At 69.1% G+C, this 19670-nt stretch carries 18 protein-coding genes and 3 pseudogenes; 10 read left to right on the plus strand and 11 right to left on the minus strand.

All coding sequences use genetic code 11. From position 1 onward, the window contains the following. Positions 1 to 73 precede the first annotated feature (73 nt). The gene (locus BMX97_RS30090; protein WP_091754806.1) at positions 74 to 2608 is read left to right on the plus strand and encodes a phosphoketolase family protein; all 2535 of its coding nucleotides are present in this window, start codon (positions 74 to 76) and stop codon (positions 2606 to 2608) included. A 448-nt stretch (positions 2609 to 3056) separates the two neighbouring features. Here BMX97_RS30090 and BMX97_RS30095 read toward each other — a convergent pair whose 3' ends face one another. The 5 genes and pseudogenes from BMX97_RS30095 to BMX97_RS32495 all read right to left on the minus strand — a co-directional run bounded on the left by BMX97_RS30095 (position 3057) and on the right by BMX97_RS32495 (position 5779). Next, positions 3057 to 3533 (minus strand): hypothetical protein, encoded by a 477-nt coding sequence (locus tag BMX97_RS30095; RefSeq protein ID WP_177202404.1) that lies wholly within the window; start codon positions 3531 to 3533, stop codon positions 3057 to 3059. A gap of 10 nt (positions 3534 to 3543) precedes the next feature. Then, positions 3544 to 4194: pseudogene (locus BMX97_RS30100) on the minus strand (BON domain-containing protein). 73 nt (positions 4195 to 4267) lie between these two features. Next, complete coding sequence (locus tag BMX97_RS30105; protein ID WP_091754807.1) at positions 4268 to 4612, minus strand: DUF1476 domain-containing protein; 345 nt, start codon at positions 4610 to 4612, stop codon at positions 4268 to 4270. A 42-nt stretch (positions 4613 to 4654) separates the two neighbouring features. Further along, the gene (locus tag BMX97_RS30110; RefSeq protein ID WP_091754808.1) at positions 4655 to 5347 is read right to left on the minus strand and encodes a helix-turn-helix domain-containing protein; all 693 of its coding nucleotides are present in this window, start codon (positions 5345 to 5347) and stop codon (positions 4655 to 4657) included. Between the two features lie 216 nt (positions 5348 to 5563). Next, positions 5564 to 5779, minus strand: a complete 216-nt coding sequence (locus BMX97_RS32495) for a hypothetical protein (RefSeq protein ID WP_143074749.1) — start codon at positions 5777 to 5779, stop codon at positions 5564 to 5566. A gap of 894 nt (positions 5780 to 6673) precedes the next feature. On the opposite strand from BMX97_RS32495, the gene BMX97_RS30120 reads away from it, so the two are divergent. Further along, positions 6674 to 7147: a hypothetical protein gene (locus BMX97_RS30120; protein WP_091754810.1), complete on the plus strand. Its 474-nt coding sequence runs from the start codon at positions 6674 to 6676 to the stop codon at positions 7145 to 7147. Between the two features lie 310 nt (positions 7148 to 7457). Here the strand turns inward: BMX97_RS30120 and BMX97_RS30125 are convergent, their stop codons facing one another. From BMX97_RS30125 to BMX97_RS30135, 3 genes and pseudogenes are all read right to left on the minus strand, one after another. After that, positions 7458 to 7844, minus strand: coding sequence for a response regulator transcription factor (locus BMX97_RS30125; RefSeq protein ID WP_091754811.1), 387 nt, complete (start codon positions 7842 to 7844; stop codon positions 7458 to 7460). Positions 7845 to 7935: 91 nt separating this feature from the next. Then, positions 7936 to 8544, minus strand: a pseudogene (gene fixJ / locus BMX97_RS30130) (response regulator FixJ). Beyond that, a pseudogene (locus BMX97_RS30135) lies at positions 8534 to 10102 on the minus strand (PAS domain S-box protein). Before BMX97_RS30135 ends, fixJ begins: the two co-directional pseudogenes overlap by 11 nt. 520 nt (positions 10103 to 10622) lie before the next feature. Between BMX97_RS30135 and BMX97_RS30140 the strand changes: the two are divergent. Together BMX97_RS30140 and BMX97_RS30145 are read left to right on the plus strand one after the other, a co-directional pair. Continuing rightward, positions 10623 to 11462 (plus strand): universal stress protein, encoded by an 840-nt coding sequence (locus tag BMX97_RS30140; protein ID WP_091754812.1) that lies wholly within the window; start codon positions 10623 to 10625, stop codon positions 11460 to 11462. Between the two features lie 15 nt (positions 11463 to 11477). Beyond that, the gene (locus tag BMX97_RS30145) at positions 11478 to 11687 is read left to right on the plus strand and encodes a hypothetical protein (protein WP_091754813.1); all 210 of its coding nucleotides are present in this window, start codon (positions 11478 to 11480) and stop codon (positions 11685 to 11687) included. 73 nt (positions 11688 to 11760) lie between these two features. Here the strand turns inward: BMX97_RS30145 and BMX97_RS30150 are convergent, their stop codons facing one another. After that, positions 11761 to 13689 carry a heavy metal translocating P-type ATPase gene (locus tag BMX97_RS30150; RefSeq protein ID WP_091754814.1) on the minus strand — a complete coding sequence of 643 codons (1929 nt, stop codon included), beginning with the start codon at positions 13687 to 13689 and terminating at the stop codon, positions 11761 to 11763. Between the two features lie 205 nt (positions 13690 to 13894). Here BMX97_RS30150 and BMX97_RS30155 point away from each other — a divergent pair, with 205 nt between their 5' ends. The 4 genes from BMX97_RS30155 to BMX97_RS30170 all read left to right on the plus strand — a co-directional run bounded on the left by BMX97_RS30155 (position 13895) and on the right by BMX97_RS30170 (position 16865). Continuing rightward, positions 13895 to 14620 (plus strand): CBS domain-containing protein, encoded by a 726-nt coding sequence (locus BMX97_RS30155; protein ID WP_091754815.1) that lies wholly within the window; start codon positions 13895 to 13897, stop codon positions 14618 to 14620. Between the two features lie 54 nt (positions 14621 to 14674). Beyond that, the gene (locus BMX97_RS30160; RefSeq protein WP_091754816.1) at positions 14675 to 15385 is read left to right on the plus strand and encodes a CBS domain-containing protein; all 711 of its coding nucleotides are present in this window, start codon (positions 14675 to 14677) and stop codon (positions 15383 to 15385) included. A 246-nt stretch (positions 15386 to 15631) separates the two neighbouring features. Further along, positions 15632 to 15865, plus strand: a complete 234-nt coding sequence (locus BMX97_RS30165) for a phasin family protein (RefSeq protein WP_091754817.1) — start codon at positions 15632 to 15634, stop codon at positions 15863 to 15865. A gap of 19 nt (positions 15866 to 15884) precedes the next feature. Further along, positions 15885 to 16865, plus strand: coding sequence for a zinc-dependent alcohol dehydrogenase family protein (locus BMX97_RS30170; RefSeq protein WP_091754818.1), 981 nt, complete (start codon positions 15885 to 15887; stop codon positions 16863 to 16865). 22 nt (positions 16866 to 16887) lie between these two features. On the opposite strand, the gene BMX97_RS30175 is transcribed toward BMX97_RS30170, so the two are convergent. Both BMX97_RS30175 and BMX97_RS30180 read right to left on the minus strand, forming a co-directional pair. Next, a complete protein-coding gene (locus tag BMX97_RS30175) occupies positions 16888 to 17382 on the minus strand; it encodes an Hsp20/alpha crystallin family protein (RefSeq protein WP_091754819.1) in 495 nt (164 codons plus the stop codon). Positions 17383 to 17482: 100 nt separating this feature from the next. After that, entirely contained in the window at positions 17483 to 18298 is an 816-nt protein-coding gene (locus BMX97_RS30180) for a universal stress protein (protein ID WP_091754820.1), read from the minus strand. A 397-nt stretch (positions 18299 to 18695) separates the two neighbouring features. Here BMX97_RS30180 and BMX97_RS34035 point away from each other — a divergent pair, with 397 nt between their 5' ends. Continuing rightward, positions 18696 to 19220, plus strand: coding sequence for a hypothetical protein (locus tag BMX97_RS34035; RefSeq protein WP_143074750.1), 525 nt, complete (start codon positions 18696 to 18698; stop codon positions 19218 to 19220). 29 nt (positions 19221 to 19249) lie between these two features. Next, positions 19250 to 19381 carry a hypothetical protein gene (locus BMX97_RS34290; RefSeq protein ID WP_280142828.1) on the plus strand — a complete coding sequence of 44 codons (132 nt, stop codon included), beginning with the start codon at positions 19250 to 19252 and terminating at the stop codon, positions 19379 to 19381. Positions 19382 to 19670: the final 289 nt, after the last annotated feature.

Raw genomic sequence — 19670 nt, forward strand, 5'->3', positions numbered from 1 at the left:
TGATACACCTCAAGGCCGGCATGCCGTCCCGCCGACAGGCTCACGCCGAGATCCGCGGCATTGGGAGACCGACATGTGGGAAACCAGCACGACAGCGGGCGCGGCGCGGCCCGGCAGCAAACGGAACCACGAACCCGGCCTCGCCTTCGTGCCCGGTCCTCTCGGACCGCAGGGCCTGCGCGAGATCGACGCCTACTGGCGCGCGGCCAACTACCTGTCGGTCGGGCAGATCTACCTGATGGACAACCCACTCATGCGCCAGAAACTGGCGCCTCAGCACGTCAAGCCGAGGCTCCTCGGGCATTGGGGCACCACGCCGGGGCTCAACTTCATCTATGCGCACCTGAACCGGGTCATCGGCCAGCGCGACCTCGATATGATGGCGGTCTGGGGGCCCGGCCACGGCGCCCCCGGCCTCGTCGCGAATGCCTGGCTCGAAGGAACCTACGGCGAGATCTACCCGGACGTCCCGCGCGACGCAGACGGGATGGCGCGGCTGTTCCGGCAGTTCTCATTCCCGGGCGGGATTCCGAGCCATGCCTCGCCGGAGCTGCCGGGCTCGATCCACGAGGGCGGGGAGCTCGGCTACGCGCTGGCCCACGCCTTTGGCGCCGCCCTCGACAATCCGGGCCTGACCGTCGCCTGCGTGGTTGGCGACGGCGAGGCGGAGACGGGCCCCCTCGCCGCCTCCTGGCACTCGAACAAGTTCCTCGATCCCTTGCGCGACGGCACGGTCCTGCCGATCCTGCACCTCAACGGCTACAAGATCGCCAACCCGACGCTCCTCGCCCGCCTGGAGCGGGACGAACTGGAGAGCCTGTTCATCGGCTACGGCTATGCCCCGGTCTTCGTCGAGGGTCACGAGCCCGGGCCGATGCATCAGGCGATGGCGGCCGCCCTCGACGCGGCCCTCGACGCCATCGCGGCGATCCGCGAGCGGGCGCGGCGCGGCGCGACCGGGCGCCCGCGCTGGCCGATGATCGTGCTGCGAAGCCCGAAGGGCTGGACCGGGCCGCGGACGGTCGACGGCAAGCCGGTCGAGGGGACGTGGCGGTCGCATCAGGTCCCGGTCGCGTCCGTGCGTGAGAACCCGGAGCACCTCGCGATCCTGGAGAGCTGGATGCGCTCCTACCGCCCGCAGGAGCTGTTCACGGCTGACGGAGCGCTTGCTGCGGATCTTGCGGTTCTGCCGCCGACGGGGCCGCGGCGCCTCTCGGCCAACCCCCACGCCAACGGGCACGGGTCGCGGCCCCTGCGCCTGCCGGAACTGGCACCCCTCGCGGTCGAGGTGCCGGCGCCGGGCCGCGTGACGGCGGAGGCGACGCGCGCGCTCGGCGGCTACCTGCGCGACATCCTGGTGCTGAACCGGGAGGCCCGGAACTTCCGCATCATGGGACCTGACGAGACCGCTTCGAACCGCCTCGACGCGGTGTTTTCCGTCACGGGCCGCGCCTGGCAGGGCCCGATCCTGCCGGACGACGATCACCTGAGCCGGGACGGCCGCGTGATGGAAGTGTTGAGCGAGCATCTCTGCGAGGGCTGGCTCGAGGGCTACGTGCTGACCGGCCGCCACGGCTTGTTCGCGACCTACGAGGCCTTCGTGCACGTCGTCGATTCGATGGTGAACCAGCACGCCAAATGGCTCAAGAGTTCCCGCGCCCTGCCCTGGCGCCGGCCGGTGCCCTCGCTCAACATCCTGTTGTCGTCCCACGTCTGGCGCCAGGATCACAACGGCTTCAGCCACCAGGATCCGGGCTTCATCGACTTCCTCGCCAACAAGCGCGGCGATACTGCCCGCATCTACCTGCCGCCGGACGCCAACACCCTGCTCTGCGTCATGGACCACTGCCTGCGCACCCACGACCGGATCAACGTGGTGGTGGCCGGCAAGCAGCCGGCCCTACAATGGCTCGACCTCGACGCGGCAGCCGCCCACTGCGCGGCGGGCGCCGGGATCTGGGCCTGGGCCTCGAACGAAGGCGAGGTCGAGCCCGACGTGGTGATGGCCTGCGCCGGCGACGTGCCGACCCAGGAGACCCTGGCGGCGGTCGAGTGGCTGCGCCGCCACGTGCCGGACCTGCGCCTGCGCCTCGTCAACGTCGTCGACCTGATGACGCTGGCCTCGCCCGAGATGCATCCGCACGGGCTGGACGACGCCACCTTCGACAGCCTGTTCACCCGCGACCGGCCGGTGATCTTCGCCTATCACGGCTATCCCTGGCTCATCCATCGGCTGACCTATCGGCGCCGGAACCACGACAGTTTCCACGTGCACGGCTTCATCGAAGAGGGCACCACGACGACGCCCTTCGACATGTGCGTACTGAACCGGCTCGACCGCTACCACCTCGCGCAAGCGGCCCTGCGCACCGTCCCGCGCCGCCTCGGGACCCGGGGCGACCATGCCGAGCAGGCCCTGCGGGACGCGCTCGCCGCCCACCATGCCCATGTCTGCCGGACCGGCGAGGATCTGCCGGAGATCCGCAACTGGGTCTGGGCCGAGCAGCATGGTTCGGCGCAGCCCGATCCGCGCCGGGTCGAGGGCGACATCATGCAGGGGGAAGGAGAGATCGGGGACCGGCATTCCGGAATGGGGGCGTCGGGCTGATCCGCCTCGTGTGAGACCGTCGACGGGTGGACCATCGTGCCTGAGGCGCGACGCTGAGGTACTGCATCCCGGTTTCGCTGGTCGAGGCCGGATCTGTCCGGCCTGTTGCGGAGGCGGGCATGTGATTCCGACGACATTTAAGCCAGTCTGTTAGAATCAAGCATGCAATGCCACCCGCGACCTCAGGATGAGGTCGCAGGTGGGAAATAGAACTCGATTGCCATGCCGATATCAAGATTCAAAAAGGCTCTCGCGCGCACCGCGTCATTCCGGATCCGCGACCGCGAGGCCCAAAATGATCGAAAACGCGCCAGTATGACTGGACAATGCAGCCAGACCGTCGCATGCAATCTCGATCATCAATGATAGGATGCTGCCGCTCACCATGCCGGCAGGGCACGACGAGACGTGAAGGGTCGCAGGTCCGGCGACGCGGAACGCCGGACGGTCACGGTTCCCGGTCCGGCATCGGCGCGCTCACATATGCGACCATGAAGGTGCAAAAATCCCCGCTGCCGGTGTCGCGGATCGAGACGTACTCGCCCACGACGAAGGCGTGCGTCCCGAGGCGGTAGCCGGGCTCGTCGTCGTCCGTCGTGCGGTCGTCATAGTCGATGAGCCAGGTCGCACCGCCCTCCCCGCCCGCCCGATGGACGAGCCGGCCGTGGCGGTCCGGCTCGCCGGTCCAGAAGCGGCGGACGCGGCACTGGTCGCAGGTCTCGCGCCAGAGGGCGGCGTCGAGACGGCCGTCCGGCCCAAGCGGGGCGACGAAGTCGTAGCCGCGCCCGGCGCTGCCGTCTGGATGCTCGGGGCAGCGCGCCAGGGTCAGGGTCACGCGGTGCAGCTCGGCCGACGCGGCCTGGACGGCAGCGTTGGCGCCGGGTTCCTGCGCCCGCTGTCCGGGTGCGTGCGTTCCATGAGCCATGATCGCCTCCTCAGGTCGGAGCGACGGTCCGGTCGTCGACGGCGCGGACGCCTGGGACCGACCAAGCCGCCCGCCCGGCTGCGTCGCGCTCGGCAAGCGACGAGACGGCCTCCTCCAGGGTGACGCAGTCTCCCTCGACCCTGATCGTGATTGCATCCACGTCGAGCAGGGCGTGGCGCCGGAAAGCCTCCAGGATCTTGCTCCGGACCGCGCTCGGCCGTACCTCCGGCCGAGCCTCGATGAGGTTCGACGCCCCGACAACGCCGGACAGCTTGCGGACCGCAGCTTCCGCCTCCACCATCTGATACTGCCAGGGCACGGCACCTGTCAGGGTGATCCAGCCTTTGGCGACGCGGGCCTGGATGGCATCCTTCGGCAGGTGCACCGACCAGTCGATGATCGCGAGGGCGCGTGCAGCGATCTGGTCGTCCATCACCTTCTTAGCCTGCGGGAAGCGGACCGCGATCTGCTGGGCGATCGCGCGCACACCCCTCACCCAGCGTACCGCGCGCTCGGCCGCGACCTGCTCGGTGTCGCTGCCGACGTGGCCGGTCAGGGTGACGACGCCCTCCGAGACGGCGACGCCGATCTAGGCTGCGTCGAGGCTGGGGTCGAAGTCGAGTTCGTCGAGGACGTCGTGGCGCAGATCCTTGTCGGTCATGGCAAAGCTCCGTTGGCATGGCTCCTGGTGGCGCGGCTGTGTCCGCAAGAGTTTCTTCGAGATCTTGGACGAGCTACGGGGACGAGCCTTGATCCAGCGCAAGGCCGACGCGGCTCTCCGCCCGAGCGAGCCCAGCGCAACGCTGCATCTCCCGGCGCAGCACGGAGACCGGCTCGTCGGTCCCCGCCGCCGCGAGTTCCATGGCCAGGCGCGCCAGGAGCGCCTCGTCGTCGAGGGGCACGGTCTGGGCAACGAAGGTATCAGTGAAGTACGAGGCTGCGTCGGGGCCGAGCGCCATCCGCTCGCAGGCCCAGCGCGCCAGGAGCCGGTTGCGCCGGGTGCGCTCCTGGAAGCGTATGTCTTCCTCATGCACGAACTGACGCTCGAAGGCCTGCTCTCGTTCGTCGAACGTCGTCATGACGACCTCCCTCTCGGCTCTGGCGTATGCGGGCCGGACCGCTCAATCCTCGACGAGCCGGTGCATCAGGCCACGGCGCAGGCTGACCTTGCGCCCACCGGTGCGCAGGAGTGCCCCCTCGGCTTCCAGTTGGGTGATCGTGCGCGACATGGTCTCGATGGTCAGCCCGAGGTAATCGGCGATGTCGCGGCGGGTCATCGGAAGGTCGAAGGTGCCGGTCCCACCCAGCCGCAGGTCGACATCGAGCAGGAAGGCGGCGGCGCGCTCCAGCGCCGAGCGCCGCCCGAGCAGCAGCATGTGGTCCCGGGCTTGGCGTAAGGAGCGGGTGGCCAGGTTCCAGAGCTGGCAGGCGATCTCCGCGCGATGGGTAGCGATCCGCTCGACCTGCCGCCACTTGAAGATCAGGCCCCTGGTCCCGGACAAAGCCTCGGCGCTGTGCCGATGGGCCTCGCCCGGCTCGAATCCAAACAGGTCGCCGGGCAGGTGGAAACCGGTGATCTGGCGCCGGCCGTCGCTCAGGACCTTGTTGGTGCGAACCGCGCCCTGCATCACCCGGTAGACGCTCTCCGCCTCCTCGCCCCCGCCAAAGATCTCCTTCTCGCGGTCGTAGGCGGCAGGAGTGCCGATGAGGTCGGGGCATGCGGCGAAGAGGCCAGGGCCGTCGCCGGCCGTCACCGGCGCGCGGGAGCCCACGAACGGACGTGAAGCAGAGGACAGAACCGTCTCTCGCGACATCTTCCGCTCCTCATCGCGTTTGATGAAGGTGAGAGTGGCCGGAATATTGTCCTGAAGACATTCCGGTCGGGCGCTTAAGCGGGTCTGCTTAAGGACAAGTACGTAAGCCTGACCTCCATGCCCAAACGGTTCGCAGAACGGCGTGAGACCACTGGACGCGACAGGCGGAGCAGTCGCATCCGAACCTTGTGCCGAAGCAACAGCGTGCGGATCGCCTCAGCGACCGGGCAGGCCGTGCCGGAAAATCGCCCTACGTAGCCGGTGATGCAGCTTCAGTTCTTCGGCCAGCGCCTCAACCAATACAGCTGGTAGGCGAACATCGCCGCTATCCTCCAGCAGCTCAATCAGCAGGCACAGCGTCGCGATACGACCTTCAATATCACAAATTTCTTGCTCGATATGAGCAATGAGTGTCCAGGCTGGTTGGGACATGCCCGACGCACAAGGCAAATTCAGCCCAGCCTCGCAAGTTATTAGCAAATCAAGATTTATATGTGGTAAAATTGATCATCCTATAACGCGAGAGTTGGCGATCTCGATAGCCAGGTGTTGAACGGCAGGTGCCCGGTACGCATCCGCAATCATCCCGGCGCGGTACAGATAGCTGCTGTCGGAATGTGCGACGTTGCGGAGGGCCGCAAAATCGGGAATTATTAGTTTCTGGCGTTTCCATGCCATCAGGCCAGAAGTCAGCAGATCTTGGAAATTTTTTCGGTTCACTTTCACAGTCAAAATATCAACTTTTTCGTCGAAGTTATATTTCGTCTAAGGCAAAACACAGTTGCCATGTTGGAATAGACCGACCGCACGCATGCAGAGGACAATCTCTCAGAGCAGATGGGCAATGCGCTCCCGGGTCGTGCGCAGGCCAATGTTCGCTGTTTACTCCCGCCGGATGGCGGCGGTGGTGAGCATGTCGAGCCAGAAGGCGCGCACAATGGACGGAGACCTTTCCATCACCGACAGGATGTCCTTCCCATCGATCCGGGCGATACGGACTGACGTCAGTGCGCAAACAGAGTAATTGTTGATACTCGGAAAGACGAGCGGCGCATTACACATGTCACCCTGAATCAAGTATGTGATGCTCTGCCGGCGGCCATCCTCCGTCTGCTTGTAGCAGCAGGCCTACCCCTCCAAGACCACGCCGAATTGTCGGAGCGTGGCTCCCTCGTCGAGAATGTCCTAATCGGCGCGGAACCATACGACGTCGCGAACGAGGCACATCAGCAGCCTTGCCACCCATCAGTTTGACACTTTGTGGTTGACGGCTGCAAGCGGGGTGCGATTCAGGATCTCCCTGTTGGCGGGGAGGTTTTCGGAGTCGTGAGTGGGATCAGGGCAGTCGCGAACGGGCTATTTGGTGAGTCGAAACGCCGTCTGCCGCAGCAGCGCAAGACCCAGCTTGACAATCTCGCCCTGCTCGTCGCCACGATTCTGAAGGTGCGCAGCGCCAGCCTGATGGATTTGGCGGCCTCTCTGCCGCGCGAGGCGGATCGGACCGACATGCGCTATCAATGGATCGCGCGTGTTCTGAGCAACACCCTGATCGATCTCGATGCCGTGATGGCCCCCTTCGCCGCCGAAGTTCTGGAGCGCGCGGCATGTGAACCGGACGGGATCGTGTTGATCCTTGACCAGTCGAAGCTGTCGGAACGGCATCAGGTGCTGATGCTGGCTGTGCGTCACGGCGAGCGCGCTGTGACTAGAGCGCTACACGATCGCGTTGCAATCGCGAAGCTCTATAAGTCTTTGTTTTGTCGCATTTTCTCAGACGAACCGGTTTCCACTTCGTCGTAAAATGCTCTAAACGTATCCACGCTGTGATCTAAAACAATTTATGCTCCTTGGCTTATCTCTGCTAGACGATATCGGTCGGGACGGTCCAGCAGCGGCGATCGCTTACGCTGGATCAAGGCGCCAAGCGCAGGCCCCGTCAGGCTCGGCTTCCAGCCGGAGCGGGGAAAGCGGGTCTCACCCTCCCGGGCCCGCCCTGGGCCGCTCCGCGAGAAGCCGCCGCGCCCGCGAAATCCCGCGGCGGGCTGCCTGGCCGGAGCAGGCCGGGAACGAGGGCCGTTCGTGAACCGGGATCATGCCACGCCACTCGCCGTCACGGCGATCCTCGGAAGGCAGGTGCGGTACGACCGGCCGCGAGGAAGTCGACGAGCGTCTCGAAGGCGAGCGGCTTGGCGATGAGGGGCACGCCGGCCTCGCGCGCGCGGATGCGAATGCGCGGGTTGGGATGACCAGTAATCAGGATGACCAGAACACTGGCATCGATGTTGCGCAGGCGCTGGCAGACCTCAAGCCCGTCCATCTCCGGCATCACGTGGTCGAAGAGCACGCAGAGCGGACAGGGGCCAGGGAAGGCCGACAGGAGCTCGAAACCGCTGGCGAACGTCTCCACGCGGTGCCCTTCACTTTCGAACAGAAAGCGGGCCGAGTGCAGGACCGCCGGGTCGTCGTCGACGACGTAGATGGGGAGAGCGCTCACCATGGATGGGACCGGCCGTGTGGCTCGAGGCGCGGATGCGAGTTCCGACCATCGACAGCCCGGGGGCAGCCCGCCTTGACTTGCCTCAAGCGGGTCAGGCGAGGCCGGCCAGCACCGCCCGGGGCACCAGGTCCCGGAGGCTGGCGGCCTGCGTCTTGGCCATCAGCTTTGCCCGATAGATCTCCACGGTGCGCGGGCTGATATCGAGGGCGCGGCCGATCTCCTTACTGGTCGCACCGGCAACCAGGCGGTCGAAGACCTGACGCTACCGCTCGCTGAGCGTCTCGATGCGCTGCAGGAAGTGCTACACGGTCGGATCGGCCGCCGTGGCGGCGCGGCCCGGCGACAGGGCATTGCGCAGGGCCCGCAGGAGCACCTCGCCGTCGAACGGCTTCTCAATGAAGTCGCAGGTCCCACGCTTCATCGCCTCCACGGCGAGCGGAACGTCGCCGTGGCCGGTCATCACGACCACCGGCAGGGTGTTCCCGGTCTCGCGCAGGTGGCGGATGAGGTTGAGTCCGTCGAGGCCGGGCATGCGGATGTCGGTCAGGACGTAACCCGAGACCAGGGTCGCGAGGCGCTCGAGCAGTGCGGTCCCGCTCTCATAGGAGCGCACGGCGAAGCCGGCGGTCTCAAGCAGGAAAGCGAGCGAGTCCCGCATGGCGGGGTCGTCGTCCACCACGTGCACCAGTTCAAGCGCAATGGCCCGGCTCCTCTCGGCGCGGCTTGTCTTGTCGCGCCGGCGGCAAGGTCAACTGGAAGGTGGCGCCGCCGGCCCCGTTGCGCTCGACCTCCAGGCGCCCGCCATGTGCCTGGCTGATGGTGCGGCAGATCGAGAGACCGACGCCCATGCCGCCCGGCTTGGTTGTGACGAAGGGCTGGAACAGGCGCGCAGCCACGTCATCGGCGATGCCGGGCCCCGTAGCCGAGACGGCGATCTCGACCCTGTCGGCGGTGAGGGGCCGCGTAGCGACGCCGAGTTCGCGGCACGGGCCCTGCGCCATGGCCTCGCGGGCATTGCGGATCAGGTTGATCAGAACCTGCTGGATCTGCACCCGGTCGGCGAGGACCGAGCCGACTCGGCGGTCGAGCGCGAGGCGCAGGACGACGCCCTGCTCGCGGGCGCCGACCATGGCGAGCGCACAGGAATCCTTGATCAGCCTCGCGACCGGCTCGGCGCGTCGCACGGTCTCGCCCCTCGCCAGGAAATCCTGCAGCCGGCTAATGATCTGGCCGGCCCGCAGCGCCTGCTCGGCGACCTTGTCGAGGACGTCCGCCGCCGTGGCGACGGTGGCGGGATCGGGATGGGCGAGGAGGCGGCGGCAGCCCTTGGTGTCGTTGGCGATGGCGCCGAGCGGCTGGTTCAGCTCATACGCGAGCGTCGAGGCCATCTCGCCCATCGCGCTCAGGCGCGAGATGTGGACCAGCTCCGCCTGGAATTCCTGTAGCTGGGCCTGGATCCGCCGGTGCTCGGTGAGGTCGTTGATGAAGCCGGTGAAGAAGACCTGCCAACCCGAGTGCATTTCCCCGATGGCGAGTTCTATCAGGAAGGTCGATCCGTCGCGCCGGCGCCCCGTCGCCACCCGGGCCGGGCCGATGATGCGCCGCTCCCCCCGTACGGTGGTAGCGGGCGAGGTAGCCGTCATGCTCGGCTCTCATCGGCTCCGGCACCAGAATCCGGACGTTCTTCCTGATCGCCTCGTCGGGCGCACAGCCGAACAGGCGTTCGGCGGCGGCGCTGGAGGAATGGATCAGGCCGGCCTCGTCGATGACCACCGTCGCGTCCGGCACGGTGTGGAGGATCGAGCGCAGATGCGCCTCGCAGGCGCGCAGATCCTCCTCGACCCGCTTCTGCCCGTCGATTTTGACGACGATGCCGCGGTGCCGGCAGGACCGGCGATCCGCATCGAGCAGAGGACGCGCCCGCGCGAGCGTAGCCAGCACGCCTCACCGCCGGGACGGACGGCGCGATAGTCGATCTCAAAAGCGCCGCCCTCCCGCAGCGTGCGCCCGATGGCGTCCGCCCGGGCGCGGCGATCGTCGAAATGCACCGAGTCCTGCGCCGCGGCAAAGGACGTTAGCCGCTCGGGGAGAACGCCACAGAGACGGGAGCACGCCGAGGACACGGTGATCCGGTGTGTGAGTGGGTGCAGCGATCAGATGCAGACGCCGATTTCGTCCAGAGTGTGGAGGAGCTCGTCGCTGCTGAGAAGGTCGGCGCCGCCTGGATCCGCAGGCATTGGGGCGACCTGATCGATCATCGCACAATCCGGAAGCAGGTAGCCAAGCCCATTCCATCGAACATTGTTGCTTCGCGTGTCCGGTTTGAGTCCATCATTTGATGAAAGAGCTGGCTTTGGAAACGTCTCTTCCACCCTATAACCGTTTGGTAGGCCGACAGCCGCTGCGCCGGCAATGGTCCGTTCTTCTAAGGCGCCAAATACCAACGCCGAGTATGACTTGCGGCGATCGTGCCGGCCGACGAGATCAAGGAAGCAGCTGGGCCGCGATGCGGATGCATCGCATTGCGAGAGACGTCGTGGTGGAGTTCGGCGCCTCCTCAAAGCTCGATGCCGAATGAGTACTCCTGGAAATGCTATGGAACGAGTGCCGCCGCTGCACCGAGGCCTTTCTGACCAACCACGGGGCGGATCTGGGCCAACGCTCGACGTTCGATCTCGACCAGCTGCTCGACAGTGTGTGAGCTCGCTTGAGCTGGATCAAGGCCGCCCGTTCCAGGCAGGACGAACCATGGCGTCGAGCTCAGCCCGGAGACGATCCATGTCGATGCCCGCTCCCTCCCCGCTCGCCGCCTTCCGCGACATCCTCGTCGGCATCATCGTGGAGGACGAGCGCGACGCGGTCTCGCCGGCCATCGGGTACGAGCTCTCGCTAACGGAGGCGGCGAGCGCTCACGTGACGATCCAGTCGTCCTCGTGGTGCCTCGTCAAAACCGACGCCTGGGTCCAGGGGAGTGCTGATCCGGGCATCGGGATCGTCGACCGCGCCTATGCCGAGAACGCGGCCGGCGCGACGGCACAGGCGGGTCTCGTCTGCACCTGGGAGGCGCCGCGCCTGCCCTATCCCGAGGTGGTGCACCGGCAGGCGGCCGAGGCGCGACTGCACGACCTGACGGCCCTCGACCTCGATTCGCACAGCGAGATCCTCTCGCGCGAGACGGTCGAGGCGGCGCTGATCGGCAGCGGCTGGCCGGTCCTTGCCGTGCCGCGCTCGCACCCGGCCTTCGCCGGGCGGCGGATCCTCGGGGCCTGGGACGGCAGCCTGCAGGCGGCCCGCGCCGCCAACGACACCATGCCGCTCCTGCTCGCCGCGGATGCGGTCGAGATCGTCTCGGTCGGCGACGCGGACGACCTGCTGACCTCGGTGCCGGGGGCCAAGTTCGCCCGCCACCTCGCGCGGCACGACGTCGCCGTCACGGTCAGCGACCTGCCGCAGGACGGCAGCATCGCCGATACGCTCCGCAGCCATGCCGGCCTGGTGCGGGCCGACCTGATGGTGATGGGAGCCGACCGCCATTCCCGCACGCGGGAATTTGTCTTCGGTGGCGTGACTCGCTCGCTCCTCTTGGACGCGCCGGTCCCGCTGTTCCTCTCGCATTGAACAAGGAGGTTCGTCATGATCCGGAAGCACCCGACCCATACGGCATCGGTCCGGACGGCGCGCAGGCGCAAGGCCATCCGGCACACGCTCAGGCCTGCCGTCGTACCGACGCGGTCGCCCCCCGAGGACGAGGTCCCGATTCCGCCGGTCACGCCGGACGACCTCGAGCCGTTCGACGAGAACGACCTGCGCGCGCTGAGATCCGGCTGGCACTTCGTCGAGTGACGCACGATCAGGTCTCCAGCGCCGTCACCGGGATCGGTCAGTAGAGCCGACGTCGCGCGCCCCGGGATCGGCATCAGGTCGCCGGCAATCCGGGGTGGGATCCACGATCCGGCCCCGAGAGGGCCCGCATGGCGTTCAGGATCACGGCGACGTCGATCGCCTCCTGCAGCAGCGCGCCCTGCACCGGCGTGAGCGCGCCGAAGGCCGCCGCGACCATCCCGGCGAGCGAGAGCCCGAGCCCGACGAGCACGCTCTGGAGCGCGATGGCACGGGAGTGCTTCGCGATGCGGATGGCCTCCGGCAGCGGCGCCAGGCTATCGACGAGGAGGACCACATCGGCCGCCTCCGCGGCAGCTGCGGCGCCCCGGGCGCCCAAGGCCACGCCGAGATCCGCCGCCGCGAGTGCCGGCGCGTCGTTGATCCCGTCGCCGACCATCATCACCGGCCCGCGCAGCCGTTCCCCGAGGACGACCTTCGTCTTGTCCGCCGGATCGAGGTCTGCCGCGATCGCGTCGATCGGGAGCCCCGCCGTGAGCGCCTCGGCGATGGTGCGTCGGTCCCCCGTCGCGAGCACCACCCGGGCGATGCCGCTGTCCCGTAAGGAGGCCAGGATGGCGGCGCCGTCGCGGCGCAGCGGATCGGCGAAGGACAGGATCGCGGCCGGCCGTCCGTCGACCGCCACCAGGACCGTCGCCGACGCGAGCGGCCCGTCGGCATTGGAACCCGTGGACGGAAAGGCGATCCCTTGCGAGCGCATCAGGCGCGGGCCGCCCGCGCCGACGCGCCGGCCCTCCACCAGCCCGATCACGCCGTCGCCCGGAACCTCGGTCACCGCCGACGGCGTGGCGAGGCTCAATCCCTGCAACTTCGCCTCCTCGACCAGGGCCCGGGCGATCGGGTGGGCCGAGGCCTGATCGAGGGAGGCCGCCAACCGCAGGGCTTCCCCCTCGCCGAAGGGCGGCAGCGCCGTGACCGCCCTCAGGTGCGCCCGGCCATGGGTCAGGGTGCCGGTCTTGTCGATCACCAGAATCTCCGCCTTGGCCAGGGCTTCCAGGGCACCCCCGCCCTTGACGAGCACGCCGCATCGCGCCGCCCGCGACAGGCCGGAGACCAGGGCGACCGGCACCGCCAGGATCAGCGGGCAGGGTGTCGCCACCACCAGCACGGCCAGCGCCCGCAAGGCATCGCCCGACGCGGCCCAGGCCCCGCCGGCGAGGACGAGCGTGACGAGGAGGAAGACGAGCGCGTAGCGGTCGGCGAGCCGCGCCATCGGGGCCTTGGCGGCGCGCGCCGCCTCGACGAGGCGCACGATGCCCGCATAGGTGCTCTCGTCCGCCCGCCGCTCGGCCACGAGCGTGAAGGCCTGGCCGACATTGAGGCTGCCGCTGAGCACGGCGGCGTTCCCCGCGAAGGCGGCGGGCAGCGACTCGCCGGTGAGGCTCGACAGGTCGAGGACGGCGCGGCCCGCGGCGACGCGTCCGTCGACCGGCAGGACGTCGCCGGCGCGCACCAGGATGCGGTCGCCCGGGGCGAGATCCGCCAGGGGAACCTCGCGCATCCGAGGCGCTTTCGCACCGTTCCCCTCTTCACGAAGGGCGGTGCGCGGCTGGCGCGCGATCAGGGCCGTCATCGCCCGGCTCGCCCGCCCGTCGGCGTAGGCCTCCAGCGACTGGCCGCTGGCGAACATCAGCGCGATGACGGCACCGGCCAGGGGTTGGGACAAGGCGAGCGCCCCTCCCATCGACAGGACGGCGACGAGGTCGAGCCCGACATCGCCCCGCGCCAGGCTCGTCGCCACCTGGATTAGCAGGACGGCGAGGACCGCCAGAGTCGCGAGGCTCCAAGCAAGGGCGGCGGCATTGGCATGGCCGAGGGTTTGGGCCACGAGACCGGCGCTCAGCCCGAGGAGCGGCAGCGCCACGAGCCCGGCGCGCAAGGCCGCCGCCCATTCGAGCGTGGGCCTGCTGGCAGGAGCGTCGCCGGTCGCAGCACTGCCGACCATACCTTGCTCCGCGGGTGACCTCGTCATGGCCGTCCTCGCCTCCCTGGATCTGCCTGACCAGACACGCACCGAAGACGGGAGCGGGGCCTTGCGCTGGATCAAGCGCGGGCCGGCCCTGCGGAGGCGGTCGACCTTTGAGCAGGATCAATGTCGGGCGACGACATCGGACAGAGGATCCCCGCATCACCAGACGGAGGGGGATTCCATGCTCGCACGCGACATCATGCACAGCGACGTCGTCACGGTGACGCCCGAGACGCCGCTGGGTGCGATCGCCCGGCTGCTGGTCGAGAGGCGGTTCGGCGCCGTGCCGGTCACGGACGAGACCGGCGCCCTGGTGGGGATCGTGAGCGAGGCCGACCTGCTCCACCGCGAGGAGCTCGGCACCGAGCGGCGGCGCAACCGCTGGATCGATGCCTTCGCGTCGATCGAGACGCTGGCGAACGCCTATCGGAGCGCCCACGGCCTGCTGGCGCGCGACGTGATGGCCCGCACCGTCGTGACCGCGAGCCCCGACGCCTCACTCAGCGAGATCGTCGAGCTGATGGAGCGCCGGCGCATCCGCCGGGTCCCGATCGTCGAGGCGAGGCCCGACGGGAGCGAGCGACTTGTCGGGATCGTGACCCGCGGCGACCTCGTGCGGGCGCTCGCGACCCTGGCCCCGGCCTCCCACGCCCCGACCACCGACCGGGCCCTCACCGACCGGCGCATCCGCGACATGCTGCTGGCCGAGCTCGCCCGCCAGCCCTGGACCGACAAGGCCCAGGGCAACGTCACGGTACTCGACGGCGTGGTGCATCTCTGGGGTGCCGTGACGAACGAGGCCGAGGCGAGGGCGCTGGTGACCGCGGCGGAGGGCATCCCGGGCGTCGTCGCGGTGCGCGATCACACCTTCGTCGCCTACTGGGGCGCCGACCCGATCATGCTCTGAAGCCCGCTGGCGAGGGCCGGCCCAGTCATTGGATACCTATCATCGGAGACCGCGATGATCGTGCGCGACGTGATGACCCGCGAGGTCGCTTGCGTGCAGGCCGACGCCTCGATCGAGGCGGGCATCGCCCTGATGCTGGAGCGGCGGATCAGCGGCCTGCCTGTCCTCGACCGGGAGGGCGCCCTCGTCGGCATCGTTACCGAGGGCGATCTCCTCAGGCGCCCCGAACTCGGCACGGCCCCGCCGAAGCCCGGCTGGATCCAGTTCGTCGTCGATCCGGACCGCCTGGCGGAGACCTATGCGAGGGAGCACGGGCGTCGCGTCTCCAACGTGATGACCCGCAGGCTCGTAACCATCTCGCCCGACGCGACGCTCGCCGAGGCCGCCGAATTGATGGCGCGGAACCGTATCCGGTGCGTACCGGTCATCGTGCACGGACGGCTCGCCGGGATCGTCGCCCGGGCGGATCTCCTGCGTGCCCTGCACGCGGCCCTGACGAGATTCCGCACAACGCCGTCCCGAAGCGATGCCGAGATCCGCGCCGCCGTCGAGGTGTCCATCGCCGAGACGGGCCTCTTTCCCGCAGGCCGGGTCACCGTCGCGGTTGCGGGCGGCGATGTCACCCTGCACGGCACCCTGACCGGCGAGCGCCAGCGTGCCGCTCTCCGGGCGGCGGCCGAGGCGGTGCCCGGGGTGCGGATGGTCTGCGACGGGCTCGCCTGCGTCGACCCTCCTGCGGACCACGCCGCTTCCGCCGACCGATGAAGGTCCGGGCGGCGGCGTCAGCGCCTGACGATTCCCGTGCGGCGGCGATGCGTCCACCCCGCCCGGCGTGACGGCCATTTTCGGAGATCGCCCGGCCGTCACGGCCACATCGGACGCAAACAGGAGACGATCATGACTTCCAGGACCACGGGCTCCGAGACACCGCGGGTCTCCCATTTCGGCGACATGTCCGCGCTGCTGACCACCGAATCCAAGCTCTAGCGCAGCTTCGGCGTCGACCTGCCGTTGCGGCGCACCGCCGAGATCCTGACCTTCGGCAGTCGTCGCCTGCAGGCCCAGGCCGAGCACGTCGCGGCGCTCGGCCGCTGCGGTTCACCCGCCGAGACAATCAACCTCCAGACGGACTTCCTGATGAAGACCTTCACCGACTACCAGCGCGAGGGGGATACGCTCTCGCGCGATGTCGTCGACGTCGCGATGCCCGGAAACGGCAAAAGGAGCCGATCCGGGTCGACCTGAGACGCCGGAGGCCGAGGCGATGGACGCGATGGTCCTGCACCGGATTGGTGGTCCCCTGGTCCGGGAGACCCGACCCGACCCGGTGCCGGGCTCTGGCGAGATCCGCATCCGGGTTGAGGCCTGTGCGGTGTGCCGCACCGACCTGCACGTCATCGACGGCGAGTTGCCGGACCTCCACCTGCCGATCGTACCCGGCCACGAGATCGTCGGCCGGATCGAGGCCTTGGGCGCCGGCGTGGCCGGGCCCGCGATCGGCGCACGGGTCGGCGTGCCCTGGCTCGGCCACACCTGCGGACGCTGCGTCTACTGCGCGTCAGGCCGCGAGAACCTCTGCGACACCCCAGGCTTCACCGGCTATACCCGCGACGGGGGCTTTGCCACCCACGTGCTCGCCGAGGCCGCCTTCACGATCCCCTTGAGCGAGGCGGCCGACCCTGTGGCGACAGCCCCGCTCCTCTGCGCCGGCCTGATCGGCTGGCGGACCCTGCGGATGGCCGGAGATGCGGCCGGAATCGGGCTCTACGGCTTCGGCGCGGCGGCACATATCGTCGCCCAGATCTGCCGCCACCAGGGGCGTGCGGTCTACGCCTTCACCCGGCCGGGCGACCTCAAGGCGCAAGACCTCGCCCGCGACCTCGGTGCCGCCTGGGTCGGAGATTCCGGCACCCCGCCACCGGCCCTGCTCGACGCCGCCCTGATCTTCGCGCCTGACGGCACCCTCGTCCCGGCGGCGCTTCGCGCGGTGTGCAAGGGCGGCAGCGTGGTCTGCGGCGGGATCCACATGAGCGACATCCCGGCCTTCGCTTACGCGCTGCTCTGGGGCGAGCGGCGGGTCCTGTCGGTGGCAAACCTCACGCGGGAGGATGCGCGGAGCTTCTTCGCCCTGGTCCCCCAAGCCGGAATCGTCACCCGGACCCGTGTCTTCCGCCTCGCCGAGGCCGAGGCGGCCATCGCCGCGCACCGGTCCGGGATCGAGGGAGCGGCGGTGCTCGTGCCGTGAGCGCCGCCGCGAAGCATCGGCCTCACGCCGCCTTGATCTCGATCGCCTTCGGGGTGACGGCGGCGGTCTTGGGCTTCGGCAGCTTCAGGGTCAGGACGCCCTTGTCCATCCGGGCATCGATCTCGTCCGGCTTCGTGCCGGGCGGTAGCTCGATCGTGCGCGAGAAGGCGCCGTAGCTGCGCTCCGTCACCTTGCGGGCACCGTTGGTCTCCTCCTTCTCCTGGCGCTTCTCGCCGCGGATCAGGAGCAGGTCGTCGGCGAGTTCGATGTGGACGTCGCTGCGCTCGAGGCCCGGCAGCTCGGCCGTCACCTCGACGTGGTCGCCCCGCTCGATCACGTCCATCCGCGGGAACGGTCCGGCCTGGAGGAATCCAGGGATTCCCGACAGGATATTGCCCGACCAGACCTCGCCCAGCATCCGGTCGATCTCGCGCTGGAACGGAAACGCCACCGGCAGCGCCCGCTCGGACCCGTCGCCGCTGCGGTCGCCGAAGGCGAGGAGGGATTTGAGGTTCATGGCGGTCTCCCTGTTCGAGGCCGGCCCGAAGGAGCCGGCAGGATCGACAGGAGGCCACCCCCTTGATGCGCCCGCGTTGAGGTGCATCAACGGCATCGCGTCAACGCGACATAAGCACCGGGACGGTCATCGAGGCAAGAATAGTCCGGCTCGTCCCACCGAGGATCGCCTCGCGCAAGCGCGAATGGCCGTAGGCGCCCATCACCAGGAGATCGGCGCCGTGATCGGCGACATGCGAGAGCAGCGCCTCGCCCACTGGGACCCCGCCGGGGATGACCTGGACCGTCGCCTCGATCCCGTGCCGGGCGAGATGACGGATCGCGCGCCAGCGCGTCACCTCCGGCACCGGCTCGTTGGTCACGCTGACAAGCTCGACGCACGCCATGCGGCGCAGGAGCGGCAGCGCGTCGCCCAAGGCCCGCGCCGCGGGCGCGCTGCCGTCCCAGGCGACGACCGCGCAGGCGAGCCCGGGCGGCGTCTCCTGGATGTAGGGCACCATCAGCACCGGTCGCGCGCCCTGGAACAGCAGGGTGTCGAGATAGGCATCGGCCGGCTTGGGCGCGGTCTCGTCGGCCTGCTCGATGACCGCGAGGTCGCTCAAGTGCACGAAGCCGGCGAGGCGTAACGGGGCGAGCGGCGCCGAGGTGCAGATCGCGCTCGTCTCGCAGGGGAGCCTCGCCTCCCGGGCGGCAGCGGCCACGGTCTCGACCGCCGCGGCGGCCTGCTCGCGCGCATCCTGCTCGGCGGCCACGACCAGATCGTAGCGGATCTCGGATTGCGCGAAGGTCTGGAACGGCACGAGCGGCAGGACGCTCACGGCGGAGACGGTCGCGTCGAGCATCGCCGCGAGCTTGACCCCGTAAGGCGCTGCGCGCCGGCCCACCCCGTCAACGACAATCGTCAGATCCTTGATCACGGCTGGTCTCCCGCTGCTGGAACCCGGGGAGGATCCGCCCGGCGGGGAGGTGCCACCTTGATCCAGCGCAAGCAGGCGCCGTGGGACTTGATCCGCCTCAAGGCGACGATGGGCCGGGCGGGCTAGCGAGCGCTCGTGGGGGGCCTCTCGCCGAGGGTTCGCCCCCCCTCTCCAGGGGCGACGGCATGCCGACAGGCCTGCGCACGGACACGGCCGACCTCGCCCGAACCCGGCGGCAGAACCCGCCCGAGGCCGCCGGCTCGGCCCCGCGCCGCACGGCTCCAGGCATGCTCGCCTTCATCTGGCGCGAGAGCGCGCTGGCGCAGGTCGGGCTGGCGCTGCTGGCGGTCGCGGTGTTCTGGCCGGTCTCGCGCCGATCGAGCTGCAGCGCCGCGCCGTGGGCCTGGCCGTGCGCGGCGGCGATCCGCACCCACTCCTCGAGCTCGCCCTGCTCTACGTGCTGGCGGACGCCGGCCTCGGCGGGCTCAAGATCGCGCTCAACCTCGGCCGCAGCTTCGTCGGCGAGCGCGCCGTCCGGCGCCTGCGCGCCGCCATCATGGCCGATGTCCACGCCGCCTCCGGCCCGGAGCGGGGGATCGAGATCGCGATAGTGCTGGACGAGGCCGAGCCGGTCGGCAGCTTCGTCGGGGTGTGCCTGTCGGAGCCGCTGCTGCAGGCCGGCGTGCTCGTCTCCACCCTCGCCTACCTGGCGTTCCTCCATCCGCCGATGGCGCTGGTGACGCTCGCGGTGTTCTCGCCCCAATTCGTCTTCGTGCCGCTGATGCAGCGGGCGATCAACCGTCGGGTCGCCGCCCGGGTCGGCCTCCTGCGCCGGATCAGCGGCGGGCTGGTGGAGCGCCGGCGGCGGTGCCAGGGCCGACGCCGGCGGAGCTTGACCGCCTGGGCGGCGTCTTCCGCCTGAACATGGGCATATTCGGCTTCAAATTCTGGATGAATTTCCTGATGAACCTGTCCTACCACCTCGGCGTCGCCGGAATCCTGGCGGTCGGTGGCTACGCCGTCGCGGCGGGCGAGGCGGAGATCGGTACCGTGGTCGCCTTCGTGTCGGGCTCGCCCACATGAACGACCCCTGGGGTGACCTCGTCAGCTGGTTCCGGGACGTGAGCGTGACGCGCACGAAGTACGACCTGATCGTGCGGGCAACGTCGGGTCCGGTCGCGGGACAGGCGTGATCTGGATCAAGGGCCGCGGGCCGGAGCCCGGTTACAACGGATCGGCGCTGGAGACCCGACATGCCCGCCTCGTCAGCCCTGCCGATCCCGGCCGCGCCGTCCGCACAGCCCCCCCACTCCCCGGCTGGTGCGCGCGCACCCGGAGGCCGCCGCCCCCGGACAATCCTCGCCTCCCGGCG

It is taken from the genome of Methylobacterium sp. ap11, assembly GCF_900110515.1.
GTDB classification, from domain to species: domain Bacteria; phylum Pseudomonadota; class Alphaproteobacteria; order Rhizobiales; family Beijerinckiaceae; genus Methylobacterium; species Methylobacterium ajmalii.